This is a genomic window from Winogradskyella sp. A2 (assembly GCF_046762865.1).
Lineage (GTDB): Bacteria > Bacteroidota > Bacteroidia > Flavobacteriales > Flavobacteriaceae > Winogradskyella.
Genome location: NZ_JBKQXM010000004.1, coordinates 141,603 through 157,970, shown reverse-complemented (window position 1 = coordinate 157,970; position 16,368 = coordinate 141,603). Strand labels below are relative to the sequence as shown.

The following is a 16,368-nucleotide window of genomic DNA, read 5'->3' as shown; positions in this document are numbered from 1 at the left end:
TCAGAGAAAGTAAATTACTTCACTTCTTCGAAATCTACATCTTCAACATCGTTAGTTTCTCCTGTATCATCTTGACTTGCATCAGGACCAGGTTGTGAACCTCCTTGTTGAGCCTCAGCTTGTGCTTTGTACATTTCTTCACTTGCTACTTTCCAAGCTTCATTAATTTTTTCTAAAGCCGGTTCTATAACAGCGATGTCTTTAGTTTCGTAAGCTTTCTTCAATTCTTCTAAAGCATCTTCAATTGGCTTCTTCTTATCATCAGACAGTTTATCTCCAAATTCTTTAAGTTGACTCTCTGTTTGGAAAATCATAGCATCTGCCTGATTAAGCTTATCTGCAGTTTCTTTTGCTTTCGCATCTGCCTCTGCATTAGCCTCAGCTTCAGCTTTCATCTTTTGGATTTCTTCTTCTGTCAAACCAGACGATGCTTCAATTCTAATATCTTGCTTCTTACCAGTAGCTTTATCTTCTGCAGATACTTTTATGATACCATTAGCATCGATATCAAAAATAACTTCAATCTGAGGTGTTCCTCGTCTTGCTGGTGGAATACCATCTAAATGGAAACGACCAATTGTTTTGTTATCAGCTGCCATAGGACGCTCACCTTGTAAAACATGAATCTCTACTGAAGGCTGATTGTCTGCTGCCGTTGAGAATACTTGCGATTTCTTTGTTGGAATCGTAGTATTAGCCTCAATCAACTTTGTCATAACATTACCCATTGTTTCAATACCAAGCGATAACGGTGTTACGTCTAATAGAAGAACATCTTTCACATCTCCTGTAAGTACACCACCTTGAATTCCAGCTCCTAAAGAAACTACCTCATCAGGATTTACACCTTTACTTGGTGATTTTCCGAAGAATTTTTCAACTGCTGCTTGTACCGCTGGGATTCTTGTAGAACCACCAACTAAGATAATCTCATCAATATCACTCTTTGATAAACCAGCTGCTTTAAGCGCAGATGCACATGGTTCTATTGTACGCTTGATTAAATCGTCAATTAATTGCTCAAACTTACTACGTGAAAGTGTACGTACTAAGTGCTTAGGTCCACTAGCAGTAGCCGTTACATATGGCAAATTAATTTCTGTTTGAGTAGATGATGATAATTCAATCTTAGCTTTTTCAGCTGCTTCCTTAAGACGTTGTAAAGCCATTGGGTCTTTACGCAAGTCCATATCTTCATCCTTAATAAACTCTTCAGCTAACCAATCGATAATTCTTTCATCTACATCGTCACCACCCAAGTGTGTATCACCATCTGTTGAAAGTACTTCAAAAACGCCATCTCCTAATTCTAGGATTGAAACATCATGTGTACCACCACCAAAGTCAAATACTACTATTTTTTGGTCAGTACCCTTTTTATCCATACCATAAGCCAAAGCAGCAGCTGTTGGCTCATTAATAATACGTTCTACTTTTAAACCCGCAATCTCACCTGCTTCTTTAGTAGCTTGTCGTTGTGCATCGTTAAAATAAGCTGGTACAGTAATTACTGCTCTGCTTACGTCCGATCCTAAATAATCTTCAGCAGTTTTCTTCATTTTCTGAAGAATCATTGCCGATAGTTCTTGCGGTGTATATAATCGACCATCAATATCCACTCTTGGAGTATCGTTATCACCTTTTACTACTTTATATGGTACACGTTCTGCTTCTTTCTTAGATTCAGAATATTTATTACCCATAAAACGTTTAATAGAATAAACGGTTTTTGTTGGATTTGTAACTGCTTGTCGTTTTGCTGGGTCACCAACTTTAATTTCACCTCCTTCTACGAAAGCGATAACCGAAGGTGTGGTGCGCTTACCTTCTGCATTAGGTATTACAACCGGTTCATTACCCTCCATTACTGAAACGCACGAGTTGGTTGTTCCTAAATCTATTCCAATAATCTTACTCATAATTTTATGTGTGTTATTTTGTTTTTTAAATTTTAACTCGTCTACAATAATTCAAGTATTATGCCATGTCAAAAAATATGACATGATGTCATACCGTTTTTAGAAAATTAAATGGAATCATTTATACTTTGGTACGTGCTTTGATATACCTAGAAATAATATTAGCTATTATGAACAAATTAAATATTTTACACATGAAACGTATTTTATCCTTTATTACAGTATTTACATTATTATTAACAGCATGCGAAGGCCCTCAAGGACCTCCAGGTTTTGATGGATTAGATGGCTTGGATGGTGAAGTCATCGCATCATCTGCATTTGAAATTGTATTGGATTTCACACCAGGTAATAACTACGAATTCATAGAGCCTTATGGTTTTACTATGTTACCAACAGATGTAACGCTAGTTTATATATCATGGGAAGTAGACAACGGACAAGATATTTGGAGACTTTTACCTCAAACTGAATATTTTGATGATGGCGTATTAGTTTACAATTATGACTTTACTCAAAACGATGTACGCTTTTTCCTAGACGGTACCACTGACTTTTCATTGTTAGACCCATCTTATATAGACGAACAGGTGTTTAGAGTAGTTGTTGTGCCAGCAGATAATGTGGGACGATTAGACATTTCTGATCTTGAAGCTGTACAAAATGCATTTGGAATTACCGAATTCCCGAGACGATAAATTTCAAGGTATATAAGTAAAGCAGTTTTGAGAGGTAATGCTTTCAAAACTGTTTTTATTTTAGACTACTTACAACCTTCTCTTCGCCTTGTATCTACGAGATATATTATTTTCCAGTTATCATCCTCTTTAATTAGTTGAAATGAATTTACACCACAATGACTTAGTTGGTCCATGTACCAAAACTCATAAGGTGTCCATGCATTCGCCATGTTTCCATCGACTTGTATTGAAAAATCCAAAAGTTTCTCCTCAAAATTTCTATCTTCTGGAATACTAGCAATGTTTCTAAGAAAATCGTTATAACTATTTTCATTTAAAACTGTATTTCCTTCTTTGTTGACCGAAATAGACTGCAACAAAATATCACCTCTTGCCATCGTTCTCATTGCTGTAGTGTCTTGTTTATGAAAAGCTTCAAAGAAGGTATTAATAGTATTCTTAACGTTTTCCATTTCTTTATCTTGAGAATGAATATTCATCCCAATACAAATCATAACTGTAGTTAAAAGATATCTCATGCTTCATTAGTTTGCTTGAAATTACAGTTTCCACTGTATTTCCAAATTAGATTAAACAAAAGTTTAACAAAACTCTTATTTTTACAGACAACTAATTTAAACAATATGTCTGTAGCCAAAAACGAATACAAAAGAATAACCGTTAAGACCCTTGTTGACATGAAATCTAAGGGTGAAAAAATATCTATGCTAACAGCGTATGATTATACCATGGCCAAGATAGTTGATGGTGCAGGCGTAGATGTTATTCTTGTTGGGGATTCTGCCAGTAATGTCATGGCAGGTCACGAAACCACTTTACCTATAACTCTAGATCAAATGATTTATCATGCCTCTTCTGTAATTAGAGCTATAGATCGATGTCTTGTTGTTGTTGATTTGCCTTTTGGAACCTATCAGAGCGATCCAAAAGAAGCACTGAGGTCTGCTATACGAATTATGAAAGAAAGTGGCGGACATGCTGTAAAAATGGAAGGTGGTAAAGAAATTAAGGAATCTATAAAACGAATTCTAAACGCAGGTATACCTGTAATGGGTCATTTAGGCTTAACACCTCAATCCATATACAAATTCGGTACATATACTGTACGAGCTAAAGAAGAGCAAGAAGCACAACAATTAAAAGAAGATGCTTTAATGCTGGAAAAAGCAGGATGCTTTGCTATTGTATTAGAGAAAATCCCTGCAGCACTTGCTAAAGAGGTGGCCGAAAGCATCTCAATACCAGTTATAGGTATTGGTGCTGGTGATGGTGTTGATGGCCAAGTTCTTGTTTTACATGATATGTTAGGTATGACACACGAGTTTAACCCTCGGTTTCTTCGTAGGTACATGAATTTATATGAGGAAATGACTAAAGCCATAGGGCAATATGTTGATGACGTTAAGTCAGAAGACTTCCCTAATGATAAGGAACAGTATTAATACATAATTTGAACTCCAAAATCTTATCTAACAAAAATAATCTTCAAGTACTTTATGAAGACAACCACATCATTGTTGTAAATAAACGTGCTGGTGATATTGTACAAGGTGACAAAACAGGCGACAAACCACTATCTGAAGTTGGTAAGGAATACATTAAAGAAAAATACGATAAGCCAGGTAACGTGTATTTAGGTGTCGTACATCGCTTAGATAGGCCAACTACTGGAATAGTACTTTTTGCCAGAACCAGTAAGGCTTTACCTAGGTTGAATAAATTATTTGCTGAGAAAAAAGCAAAAAAAACATATTGGGCACTTGTAAAAAACGAACCACCTAAATCTGAAGACACTTTAATTCACTGGTTGAGGAAGAATCCTAAAAACAACAAATCTACCGCTTTCAATAAAGAAGTTAACGGTAGTAAAAAAGCTATTTTACATTACAAAGTAATTAAGACTCTTGATAACTTCTATTTATTAGAAATTGATTTAGAAACAGGAAGGCATCACCAAATAAGAACACAGTTAGCATCAATTGGATGTCCTATAAAGGGAGATTTAAAATATGGATTTGACAGAAGTAACAAAGATGCTAGTATTAGCTTGCACTCTAGACGTATTCATTTCATTCATCCTGTTAAAAAAGAAGAAGTAGACATTATTGCTCCTACTCCAAATGATCCATTGTGGAAAGCTTGTGAGACTAATTAACAGATCTGTAGGGATATTTTATAACTAACCTGGTTCCATTGCCAACCTGAGATGTTAAATCAAAATCTGCTTCAATAAGTTCTGCTCGCTTTTCCATATTGATAAAACCAGAACCCTTTTCCACGTCGTCAGAATCAAAACCTTCTCCATTATCATTTGCACTAATTGTCATAAACTCTTTTTGATAATTTAAATTGATATGTAGTAATTCTGCACTGGCGTACTTTAAACTGTTGGAAATGAATTCTTGCAAAATTCTAAATAAAAATAATTTGTCCTTTTTATTTTCTAATTCTATGCGATTCCCAATAATATCCAATTTTGCATCTATAAGGCCAGATTTGTTTAGCCGATTTACTTCGTTTTTAACAATAGCATCAAATCCTAAATTAAAAATCACATCATTATTTAAGGATTTAGATAATGCCCTTACTTCTGTTAAAGTAGTTTTAACGGCCTCTGACGCATTAGTCAGCTTTGGTTTTATAGTATCATCCGCAACCTTATCAGCTGCCTTTAATTGCATAGTAGCTATTGCTAATAATTGCCCAATATTATCATGTAATTCTCTACCAACATACTTTAAGGTTTCTTCTTGGATTTCTTGTTGGGTTTTTACCAATTCTTCATCAAAGGCCTTTTGTTGATTAATCTTGTCTAAGATCAACTTATTTTTACGTTTTTGAAAAACAAAGAAAAAAAGTATAATTAATAGGCTTATTACAATCAATACGATAACCATATAGATGAGCAGATGAAATTCTGCATCATTAGTTATAATTTTGTCTTGTGTCTGAAGCATATTAATGTAATTGTTAAGGTCAAATAAAGGAGAATATTGGATAAAAGTAAAATTGTATACTTTACAACAACGAAATCTTTATTGCCAGAATCAAAATATCCCTCGTAAAACTGTAATGGGGCAGTAACTAGAGTCCAAAGTAATATTATGGCATTTATATAAAAATAAATGGATTTATAGAAGTAAACAACTTTTTCCGATTGCAATATCTCCAAGAAATATAGCGTACAACTTAAAATTGTCATCCATAAACTCAGTATTGTTAAAAAGGCCATACTTGGTTCAAATATGGCTTTAAAATTAAAAACAACAAAAGCTATAAATAAACTGATATACACATAAAAAGAATATTTAAGTACAGTCTTGTATAGGGCTTTTTCTAAAATTTTAAAATTTAACAATGCAATAAAACTGGTCAACCCAAGATTCCAAAAAATATTATACCACCAATAGTTGTCATTAATCCATGAATCCTTTATTAAGTATAACATGTTGAGCTTTTTTAAAACTCCTGGATAATAACCTATTAAATCTACTAAAAAGGCAAATGCTAAAAAATAAACTAGGTATTTGGCAATTTTATTTTTGTAATGTTTATAAAATAATATTCCAACAAATACAGCCAAAAACTCTACAAAATAAGTCAACGTGGTATAGTTATCCAGGAGAAATTGTTGCATTCGCTTAAATTATTGTGGATAATTTGATCCAGGCGGATAACCTTGACTACCAATATTTAACCCATTACCACCTGGGATATCTCCACTCATGGGTTGTAACGCAAAAACAGCGCCTTGAGAAGTGTTTTTTGTACCAGTCGGTACTATAAACATTGTTGTTAATCCCGACATCTCACCTGGTTTTGCAGGATAAGACCCTAAATAAACTCTAAGCCCATCCATTTTATATCCTAATTCACCGGCTTGATTTTCAGAATAGTTAATGTAATTCTGGATGTCCTCTATAGACCACCAAGATGAACGGTTGTCACCTCCATCAGCAGATTTTCTAAATAATGAATCATTGATAATGTTGTGCTTTATATTATATGCTTGATCTAAAGCTTTCATTTCCGTGGGTGTGACAACACCCTTTGGTTTCGTAATTTCTTGGGCAGTTTTCATTTCTGCTTCGCCTTGATTGCAATAAAAATACATGGCCAATGCGCCAATAATAAGCCCAAGTAAGAGAGGTCCTAATTTTTTCATGAATGAGAATTTTAATTAATAGTTAATACCAAAATATCGAAATTATTCAACAGAAAAAAATAAAGTATCAACTTATTCCTACATTACAATACATTTAATCTGAAATATAATATATCGCCTTGTCGTTTTTGACTTAGAATATTAAGCGATCTTTCTGTTAATTGAAGAACCCTTGGATAGCCTCCCGTTGTTTGGCAATCTCGCATTAAAACAATGAGATTTCCATTTGGCGTAAGTTGAACTGTACCTGGTAAAACAGGTGAAGTTATTATGGCTTTTAATGTATTAGGTAATAATGGTTTTAATTGATATGCCATGCGGTTATTAAGTTTAGACACTTCAAATTGAAAGCTACTTAACTTATCTTTTTGATCTTGAGATAACTCATCGTATTCAGGTCCTTTCTCTACTTCTATTATGTTAACTGAAATAAGACTCTGATCATATTTTACATTTGAATACGTCTTTATAGAATTAGTTGATGCCTTTTCATAGTAAATTTCGTCACCAGCCTTAATAGTATCAGATTCCGTAATTGTTTTGTACATGCTTCTGCTACCCAGAACTTCATTTGTTTTTAAACCTTCTTTTAATGCCAGATAACACCTCAAACCAATTCTAAGGCCTGCAAAACTTAATATATCATTTGGTCTTATGCCAACTACTTGATTATTAGATATGACGTTACCATTTAACATTGGCGCCATGTCTGCACCTGCTATAGCTATCTGAGTCGGTTCAAGAAAATGCAACTCAGGTCCGGACATTGTAATTTCTAAAACGGCACAATCTGCATCATTACCTAATATAGAATTCGCAAAATGACTAGAATAAGAATCCATCACTCCAGAAACAGGAACACCATAGGCTCTATAGCCAAATCTACCAGAATCTTGAATGGTAGTGTAAAAGCCGGATTTGATAACTTTAAGCATTATAAGTTGTAGAAATTAGATTAAAAGTATTAGAATCCACTTCTTGTTTTATTCTTGCATGTTCTGTTCTGCTGATTTGATAGAATCTAATTTTATCTCCAGGCATAATCTGACAAGGGGGATCTTGAAGCGGATTAAATAATTCTATTGGAGAATTTCCAACAACATGCCATCCTCCTGGACTATCTTGAGGGTATATTCCTGTTTGATGTCCTCCTATGGCAACCGATCCTTTTTTTACATCTAAGGAAGGTGTTTTTTTACGAGCCAGATTCAGTTTTGGGTCGAGTCCTCCTAGGTATAAAAAACCTGGTAAAAAACCCAAAAAATAAACTGTATAAATGTTGCAGGTATGGCGCTTGACAATTTCAGATTTAGACATGCCTATAGCATCCGAAAATTCATCTAAATCTAGTCCAAAAAAATCATCATAACAGACTGGAATCTCCCATAGCTTAGTAGTAAATTTTTCTGTAGTATCAAGGCTTGAATATAACTGTTTTAAGATTGATATTTCATCATAGAAGTTATCTATAGTGAAATCATATATTATTAATATTGAGGCATATGCAGAAATTACCTCAACTTTATATTTAATATAATTAGATTTAATGGATTTTTTAAATTTTAAGATGTCATTTAGGATTTTTTCATCAATATTTTGTGGCCATTCAATTAAAATTGAATCATTATTAAACTTCGAATATTTTAGACTGAATCCCATAAAATAACTACTCTACTTCCACTCCGTTTCTTGGTAATTCTGCATTCAAAAATTCTAGAATTTCAACAGCATTTTCAGTATCACCATGTACACAAAATGTTGATGCTTTTATTTCAATATTTTCACCATTTACTGCGGTAACTTTTTCGTCTTTTACCATCTTTAAAACATGTGATAAAACACCTTCTTTTTTATGAATTATAGCATTATCCTTTTTCCTTGAAACCAAAGTTAAATCATCATTATAATTTCTATCGGCAAAAGCCTCATATACAACTTCAATATTATTTCTGATAGCAAGATTTGCAATTACAGAATTATAAGGTGCATAAAGTTTAACCTCAAAATCGAGATGCTTTATAGTCTCTATGACTACAGTTGCAGTGTCCTCATCAATAGCAATTAAATTGTAAAGAGCGCCATGAGGCTTAATATGGTTTAGTTTTATTCCCAATTTATCTGCAAACTCATTTAAATTGAGTATTTGCTGAAGCAAGCTAGCTTTTAACGCGTTAGGCCCTATTTGCATAATCTTTCGACCAAAATTCTCTCGATCAGGAAATGAAGGATGCGCACCTACCTTTACGCTATTCTGCTTTGCAAGTTCCAATACCATTTTCATAGTAGAGGTATCACCAGCATGAGCACCACATGCTATATTGCAAGAGGATATTAAAGGCATTAGCAATGCCTCATTACCCATACCCTCACCTAAATCTGCATTGATATCTATTTTGAAACTTTTTGTCATCTTATATCAGGTTAAAAACTGAAAGAATTCCTTTTACTCCTAAAAATACAGCAATAAAGACAACAATAAGTCCAACTATATTCTGAAATACAGAGTTTTTATAGTTTCCTAAAACATTGGTCTTATTCATTATCCAAAGTAAAAATCCAGCTATAACCGGTAGTAGCAAACCGTTGGCAACCTGCGCAAACTTTATTACTTCAATAGATTTAAAACCAACAGAAGCAAATATGACACCTAATGCAAGTATGAATATCCATACCATTCTAAATTTTGTTGATTTAAGATTATTTTCCCAACCCAAGCAACCACTTGCAACAAATGCAGCAGCTAATGGCGCTGTTATAGCACTTGTGATACCTGCGGCAAATAAGCCCACAGATAAAAAGTACTTAGCATAGCTACCAAAAAGTGGTTCCAATCCTTTGGCTAAATCCCTAGCATTATTAATACTTTGGTCTTGAATAGCACTAGCCGATATTATGATACACATAGACACCAAACCACCTAAAACAACTGCGATAATGGTATCTTTTCTAGCAAAACTAAGGTCAGACTTATTGTTCCACTTCGTTTTAGCTAGAGACGCATGAAGAAATAGATTATAAGGTACTACTGTGGTGCCAATCAATCCAACAATAGTTAATATACTTTTAGCTGGTGTACTGGGCATCAAGGCTCCTTTTATAACTTGAGTAAAATCAGGTTTTGTCATAATTGCAGTGGTCACAAAGGCTAAACTCATAAAAATAACAAGCGTAACTAATACACGTTCTAAAACTTTATAATTTCCTATATAAAGTAATATGAAAGCACAAAGCCCAATCAAAAGCGCCATGGTTTCTAATTGAAAACCAAATATGTCAATATTGGTATCGCCTAAAATAGTCTGCAAACCCAAAACACCACCGCTTATATTACCTGCCTCGTAGGCCGCATTTCCCACTACAATTGCGCTTAAGATTAGTAGGATTGCCAAATTTCTTAGCAGTGGATTTTTAATTTCTTCCCTAATTACTTGAGACAATCCCTTTTGAGAAACCACTCCCAATCTCGCTGCCATTTCTTGTAGTACAATTGTTGCAACAATTGATAATACCATGGCCCACAATAATGCAAAGCCAAAGTTTGCGCCTGCGAGTGTGCATAATGTTACTGTTCCTGGACCTATGAATGCAGCGGCAACTAAAGGTCCTGGACCAATATTTTTAAAGAATTTCTTAAACATTATTCGATAGAATTCAAAGCGTAAATTGCAAAACTACCTAACCAATGGCCACCTTCATAGCTGTCACCAACAATACTAGGTAATGAATAATTAATATGTGCATTGGCGAGGTTTTTTAAATGTTCAAACTCCGACAAATCTTTGGCGATATAGTTTAAACTCCACGCTCTAGAAAAGTTAACACCGTCAAGGTGAACCAACTTACCATCGGTTCTATCTGAAACTTTACCTGTTTCAATATAAAATGATTTGTCCTTTAATTGTGGAAGAAAGTCATTGATCCAGCTTTTGAATTCATCCGCAGACAACACACGTTTCATCAAAGCCGCTTCCTCTAAACAAGGGGATAAAAAATCAAAACCACTTGGTTCCCATTCTAACGGGCAATTTGAATCGCTACTATAGAAATCTCTCGCACGCGTTTCTATCATTGTCATTAACTCGTCGTGTTCTAAGGTAACGGCATAGTCATAGGCAAAACTTAAACCAAATGCGGTATTAGGGTGCTCTCCTACTCGTATTGGATAATTAAGCTTCGGTAAAAACTCAAGGTATTTATCAACAATCATAGCAGTCATTGGCTGTAAATTAAATTCTAGTTGCCTGGCCACATCGCTATCCCATGTATGCAACTCTTCTGCCAATTTTAAGAGCCACGCCCAACCATAGGTGCGCTCAAAAGATGTATTGTGCTTGCCTTCAAAGTATAGGATTTCTTGCTCAATATTTTCCTTCGATATATTATTGAGTAATTTTTGCTCTATATCAGTTTTGTTGTTTATATCTGGAAATTGTTTTAAAAGCGACACTAAACTCCAATGGCCGTGTACCGCAGAATGCCAATCGAAACAACCGTAAAATGCAGGATGCAACTCCTTTGGTGTCTTTAAATCTGAAGCACCACCTATGGTTTGGTTTAATTTGTTTGGATACTCCGTATTCATGCAGTGCAAGGGTAACTGCGCCAAACGGTTGGCTTCTTCTAAGTTTAATATTGGAGTTTTAGCATTAATAGCTTCGCCAACATTGCTTGGTAAAGCCGTTTTGTCTTCAGAATTATTACAACTCATAAAGACAAATAATATAGCAATAAAAGGAAGGTGTTTTGTCATAAAAGTGGCTTTAGCAAGTCAAGTAAAAATACAATATAATTGTACTTCTAAGTAACTTTCATGTCTAATTGAGGACTAATCTTACAAATAGTCCTTATATTTAAAACTGCGATGCTTGTATTACCATTGCTTGTCAGCTTATTTTAAACCAAAAATAATGTCAATCCAATCAAATAGTAAAACAAAATGGCTTACAACTTTAAAATTCTTTGCCGCTTATCTTGTTGCAGCATGGACCTTCTTACAATTTGTTGATTGGGTACTTAATCGTTACAATATTTCACCGTATTGGGTAGATCTTTTACTTTGGATTTTTATTGGCATTATACCATCATTACTGATATATTTTCATCACCAAAAACGTATTAACAAGTTTATGCTCAAAAAGCGTGAAAAGATAATTTTTCCTTTGAACATTGTCTTAATAATGGTAGTGACCTACTTTGGTTTTGGTAATAGTGATCTAGGTGCTACTACAAAAACAATTGACTATGAAACCGAAAGTGGCGAAAAAAAATCAGCATTAATAACAAAAGAAGAATTTAGAATAGGAATCCCTATATATGGTTTTGAGAATATTGATGGCAATGATTCTATTGATTGGTGGCGTTATGGCATTGGCAAACTATTGGTGAATGACCTAGAACAAAACAAGAACATAAGCCCAGATTTTATGTTTTTGACAAAAACAACTACCAAAATACGAGAAGCCTCCCTTTTTTATGACTTTTATGTTGATGGTAAGTACAGAAAGAATGGTGATGACATAGAAATTACGGCCTATTTTAAAAAGGCATCTAATGGCAAAACATTAAAGGAAAAAACATTTTTAGGACAAGATTTCTTGTCCTTAATAGACGAAATTAGTTTTTATATCACTGAACAATCTGGTTATGTTGAATCGAATAACTTAAGGTATTTAGATTTACCAATTAATGAATTTTTAAGTAGTTCTGAAGATGCAGTGCGCGAATTTGTTGAAGGAGATTATGATGAGGCTGTAGCAATTGATAGCACTTTTGCATTAGCATATTTAGAAGATGCAAAAAGAGCGTTGCGTTACAATTCAGGACTTTTAGAGGTGCAATCTGTGATTGACAAAGCCAATGCCAATAAAAATAAGTTACCCTTACAGAAACAACTAGAAGTTAGCATTCAACGCAATTTAGCCTACCAAAACTATGAACTGGCTGAAGAACAGGTAAAACTGCAACTCGACGTAGATCCAAACAACTTATTTTACAACACCATTCTGTATAGTATATATGGAGAGATGAAGGACACAGATAAATTTGCCAATCAATCCAAAAAGCTTTACGATAGTGACCCTAAACCAGAAAATGGGATTGTATTAGCAATAGCAGCCATGGCATCAGGACAAGATGACCTACTTCTAAAAGAATTAAGCAAATTTGAAATAATCAATCCAGCTATAAAAGTATTTAAAATACCACCCTATATTTTTAAAGGAAATATTGAGAAGGCAGAAAATGTTTTGAATGAGGTAAAATCATCTTACCCTGAATGGAAAAATCGAACTATGGTCTACGATTCTATTATAGATTATCTCAAAAACAATACAATAGACAGAAAGCGACTTGAGCTATTTGAAGGGCATTATCGCTCTGAGAGTAATGAACAAACCATGGATTTATGGATTGCAAATGATAGGATTATTCGTCATGTTAAAAATCAATTTATGATGCCAATGATACCTGCCAGTGCAACAGCGCTGGGAGGAGGCTTTGTTAATGGAAGAACATGGAGAGTGGATTTGATCTTTGATGATAATGGTAAAATTATTGGTGTACAGAGTCACCAATATGACAGAAACAGCATGGTGGTTGAATGGTATTGGAAAGAAGATAAAAGTATACAAGATGCACATAAGGCATATAAAAGCGGAGATTTGCAAGTGGCTAAAACCCTCTACGAAATTGCGTATGCAGACAACCCTAAGCATGTTTATTTAAAAAATATTTTAGACCATATTAACTATGTGCTTACCACAGATGCACAAACACTATTGACCCAGCATAATTCTTTTGTTGGTAATTATGGACCTCGTAAATTTTATATGCAAGATGGTAAGTTTTATTATAAACGTAAAGGAGCAGATTCAGAATTGCCAAAAGTACGACTATTACCTCTAGATGAAAATAGGTATATGGACCTTACAAGATTGGATGTCATTATGACTTTTATAGATGATCCCTCTGGTAAAATGGCCTCTAAACCTTTTAGCTTTGTGATAGGTGAAGACCTAAGTTTTGAGTGGCGATTTATTAACAATGAAAACATTAAAAACTACTTCATAAAAGACGATTAACCCAACACACCCTCTCTATCTAATCTCCTGTATTATATAGTCTCAGTAGTATGAGGTCAAAAAATATTTCTTGTTTTTTTAAATTAAAAATTATTTATCTTAGACCAACTTGTTTGATACTATTCAATTCATAACCATTAACTAATTTGAAAAGTCAAAAATTCCTCATAAATCTGTTGATATTACTTGTTGCAGCTAACCTCTTTGCGCAAGACATTGAGCCAAGACGTTGGTCTGCTCTCCCAGTAAACTCCAATATTTTAGGAGCAGGATATGCTTATAGTTTTGGCAATGTAGAATTTGATCCGTTAATAGAGGCTAAAGACGTTAGCATTGATGTTAGCACTGCTATTCTCTCATTTGTAAAACCTTTACGAATAGGTAAAAAACTAGGACGGATTGATATTACAGTTCCTTATAACTTTATAATGTTCGAAGGGCGTTTAAGTGGAAATCCTGCAAGTCTATATCGCAATGGATTTGGAGACTCAAGGATACGCTTCTCTTTAAACCTTAATGGCCCACCTCCTGGTAATATGAAGGATTTAATGATGTACTATAAAGACAACCCTGTAAATACCACATTTGGTGTATCGTTTGCACTGACATTACCAACGGGTCAGTATTTTAATGAAAAACTAATAAATATTGGTCAAAATCAAATTATTTTAAGACCTCAATTTGGAATACTTCACAATTGGAGATCCTGGTCTTATGAGCTCACCGGTTCCATTTATTTCTTCACTAACAATCATAACTTCTTTGGCAATTCAACCAAAAAACAAGAACCCATATTTGCACTCCAGTCCCATCTTATAAAGAGATTTAGTCCAAAACTTTGGTCATCCTTAAGTGTGAGTTATGGCATTGGAGGAGAATCTGAGGTAAATAATATATCTAATGCAGATTTACGGACTAATTTATTATCTGCGGCTTCAGTTGGTTATAGCATTTCAGCAAAACAAGGCATTAAATTGGCATATTTAAATTCTACGACACTTAAAGATATTGGCTCTAATACCCACAGTATTATATTTGGTATCACCCATTTATTCTAAAAAGAAATATAATACATATTCTTACCCTAGCCAGCCTCGTATTTTACTATTCGATATCAGTTTTGCCTTTTTTATCCGGATATATCAGACTCACAATGACCATACAAAAACAACTTATTACGGTTCCATAAATTGTCGCATCTAGTCTTGTTTCAAAAATATAGCAACAAAACCACGTTAAGCCTCCAAAAATAACAGCTGCCCATGCCCCTTTTACTGATGCTTTGTTCCAGAATAAACCAAAAGTAAATGGTGCAAAAAGACATACTAAAATTAAACTCAAAGAAGCCTCCACTAATCCAACAATATCGGAGTTGTCAAATGCGAAATAACAAGAAACAATGGCTACCAAAACAACACTTAATCTTGTAAATCGCAGTAATTTTTTATCGGAAAGGGTCTTCACATTTGGTTTGATCAAATTTTCAGCAATCACCGTTGCAGGTGCCAACATAGCGCCACTTGAGGTGCTTAGTATTGCTGAAATCATAGCGCCATAAAATAGTATCTGAACTGGTATAGTAGTCATAGTTTTAACCAGTGTTGGGATAATATCTTGACTATTGCCGTTTTCTAGTAGCTCCGGATATAATTGTACACCTCCCAATCCAATGATTAAAGGAATACTAGGTATTAAAACCATTAAAAAAGCGCCTAAGAAAAGGCCATGTCGGGCCGTTCTTTCATTCTTTGCAGAAAATACTCTTTGGTAAATTTCCTGAACAGGAATTGCACCTGCTGTAAATGCCAATAACAGTGCAATATAATCTGACCATTCATCCAAACCACCATCTGGCGTTAAATGGTAAAATTCGTTGGGTTGATTCTTAAAAATTGCAGTAATCCCACCGGTTTCATCAAGAACCTGAAATAATAATATGAATAAACCCAAGAGAATCATGACGCTCTGTACCATGTCCGTATAGGCTACAGCCCACATACCACCAATGTAAGTATAGAAAACTACGATAGAAGCACCCAATATAATACCATATTGAAAGGGAATACCCATTACCGTATTAAACAAGTACGCTAAAGCAACAAATTGAGCAGCTATCCAATGCGGATAAGAGAGTACCATTAATATTGAAGAAACCGTTTCGAGCGTTTTGTTATAACGTACCTTAAAGAAATCGTTTATGGTAACGATGTTCATCCGATACAACTTACGAGCATAGAATTGGCCAACAATAACTAAACAAAATCCTCCTGATAACACGAGGGTTATATAAGACGAAAAACCATCAGTAATAAAATATCCTGGGTTTCCCATAATTTGAGTGCTCCCAAACCACGTGGCAAACAGCGTAACGGCGACTAAAAGAGTAGACAAACTTTTTCCAGCAAGTGCAAAATCACCTGCAGATTTTATTTTTTTTGAGGCCCAAAATCCAATGACAAGGGTAATGGACAAGTAAAATATTATAAAGAAGTTTACCATTTTAG

General features: G+C 34.4%; 16 protein-coding genes. 5 read left to right on the top strand and 11 right to left on the bottom strand.

From position 1 onward, the window contains the following. Positions 1-14: 14 nt before the first annotated feature. Positions 15-1,919 (bottom strand): molecular chaperone DnaK, encoded by a 1,905-nt coding sequence (gene dnaK, locus ACFWV9_RS09255; protein ID WP_411894928.1) that lies wholly within the window; start codon positions 1,917-1,919, stop codon positions 15-17. A gap of 194 nt (positions 1,920-2,113) precedes the next feature. Here dnaK and ACFWV9_RS09250 point away from each other — a divergent pair, with 194 nt between their 5' ends. Continuing rightward, a complete protein-coding gene (locus ACFWV9_RS09250; RefSeq protein WP_411894927.1) occupies positions 2,114-2,617 on the top strand; it encodes a hypothetical protein in 504 nt (167 codons plus the stop codon). A gap of 65 nt (positions 2,618-2,682) precedes the next feature. Here ACFWV9_RS09250 and ACFWV9_RS09245 read toward each other — a convergent pair whose 3' ends face one another. After that, a complete protein-coding gene (locus ACFWV9_RS09245) occupies positions 2,683-3,138 on the bottom strand; it encodes a nuclear transport factor 2 family protein (protein WP_411894926.1) in 456 nt (151 codons plus the stop codon). A gap of 105 nt (positions 3,139-3,243) precedes the next feature. On the opposite strand from ACFWV9_RS09245, the gene panB reads away from it, so the two are divergent. After that, positions 3,244-4,062 carry a 3-methyl-2-oxobutanoate hydroxymethyltransferase gene (gene panB / locus ACFWV9_RS09240; protein ID WP_411894925.1) on the top strand — a complete coding sequence of 273 codons (819 nt, stop codon included), beginning with the start codon at positions 3,244-3,246 and terminating at the stop codon, positions 4,060-4,062. An 8-nt stretch (positions 4,063-4,070) separates the two neighbouring features. Continuing rightward, on the top strand, positions 4,071-4,775 hold the full coding sequence (locus ACFWV9_RS09235; RefSeq protein WP_411894924.1) for an RluA family pseudouridine synthase: 705 nt from the start codon (positions 4,071-4,073) through the stop codon (positions 4,773-4,775). Here the strand turns inward: ACFWV9_RS09235 and ACFWV9_RS09230 are convergent. The 8 genes from ACFWV9_RS09230 to ACFWV9_RS09195 all read right to left on the bottom strand — a co-directional run bounded on the left by ACFWV9_RS09230 (position 4,768) and on the right by ACFWV9_RS09195 (position 11,535). Then, positions 4,768-5,577: a sensor histidine kinase gene (locus ACFWV9_RS09230; protein ID WP_411894923.1), complete on the bottom strand. Its 810-nt coding sequence runs from the start codon at positions 5,575-5,577 to the stop codon at positions 4,768-4,770. The two genes, ACFWV9_RS09235 and ACFWV9_RS09230, sit on opposite strands and share 8 nt — an antisense overlap. Next, on the bottom strand, positions 5,550-6,257 hold the full coding sequence (locus ACFWV9_RS09225; protein ID WP_411894922.1) for a hypothetical protein: 708 nt from the start codon (positions 6,255-6,257) through the stop codon (positions 5,550-5,552). Before ACFWV9_RS09225 ends, ACFWV9_RS09230 begins: the two co-directional genes overlap by 28 nt. A 9-nt stretch (positions 6,258-6,266) precedes the next feature. Then, a complete protein-coding gene (locus tag ACFWV9_RS09220; protein ID WP_411894921.1) occupies positions 6,267-6,785 on the bottom strand; it encodes a hypothetical protein in 519 nt (172 codons plus the stop codon). 83 nt (positions 6,786-6,868) lie between these two features. Then, the gene (locus ACFWV9_RS09215; RefSeq protein WP_411894920.1) at positions 6,869-7,720 is read right to left on the bottom strand and encodes a biotin-dependent carboxyltransferase family protein; all 852 of its coding nucleotides are present in this window, start codon (positions 7,718-7,720) and stop codon (positions 6,869-6,871) included. After that, positions 7,713-8,444, bottom strand: coding sequence for a 5-oxoprolinase subunit PxpB (gene pxpB, locus ACFWV9_RS09210; RefSeq protein ID WP_411894919.1), 732 nt, complete (start codon positions 8,442-8,444; stop codon positions 7,713-7,715). The genes ACFWV9_RS09215 and pxpB overlap by 8 nt, the downstream gene beginning before the upstream one ends. Positions 8,445-8,451: 7 nt before the next feature. Continuing rightward, the gene (gene pxpA, locus ACFWV9_RS09205; protein ID WP_411894918.1) at positions 8,452-9,195 is read right to left on the bottom strand and encodes a 5-oxoprolinase subunit PxpA; all 744 of its coding nucleotides are present in this window, start codon (positions 9,193-9,195) and stop codon (positions 8,452-8,454) included. Position 9,196: 1 nt separating this feature from the next. Further along, complete coding sequence (locus tag ACFWV9_RS09200; protein ID WP_411894917.1) at positions 9,197-10,423, bottom strand: Nramp family divalent metal transporter; 1,227 nt, start codon at positions 10,421-10,423, stop codon at positions 9,197-9,199. Beyond that, positions 10,423-11,535, bottom strand: a complete 1,113-nt coding sequence (locus tag ACFWV9_RS09195) for a DUF2891 domain-containing protein (RefSeq protein ID WP_411894916.1) — start codon at positions 11,533-11,535, stop codon at positions 10,423-10,425. Before ACFWV9_RS09195 ends, ACFWV9_RS09200 begins: the two co-directional genes overlap by 1 nt. A 157-nt stretch (positions 11,536-11,692) precedes the next feature. Between ACFWV9_RS09195 and ACFWV9_RS09190 the strand changes: the two genes are divergently transcribed. Both ACFWV9_RS09190 and ACFWV9_RS09185 read left to right on the top strand, forming a co-directional pair. Then, positions 11,693-13,864 carry a tetratricopeptide repeat protein gene (locus ACFWV9_RS09190; RefSeq protein ID WP_411894915.1) on the top strand — a complete coding sequence of 724 codons (2,172 nt, stop codon included), beginning with the start codon at positions 11,693-11,695 and terminating at the stop codon, positions 13,862-13,864. Positions 13,865-14,010: 146 nt separating this feature from the next. Further along, positions 14,011-14,922, top strand: a complete 912-nt coding sequence (locus tag ACFWV9_RS09185) for a transporter (RefSeq protein ID WP_411894914.1) — start codon at positions 14,011-14,013, stop codon at positions 14,920-14,922. 46 nt (positions 14,923-14,968) lie between these two features. On the opposite strand, the gene ACFWV9_RS09180 is transcribed toward ACFWV9_RS09185, so the two are convergent. Further along, on the bottom strand, positions 14,969-16,363 hold the full coding sequence (locus tag ACFWV9_RS09180) for a sodium:solute symporter family protein (protein ID WP_411894913.1): 1,395 nt from the start codon (positions 16,361-16,363) through the stop codon (positions 14,969-14,971). Positions 16,364-16,368 lie beyond the last annotated feature (5 nt).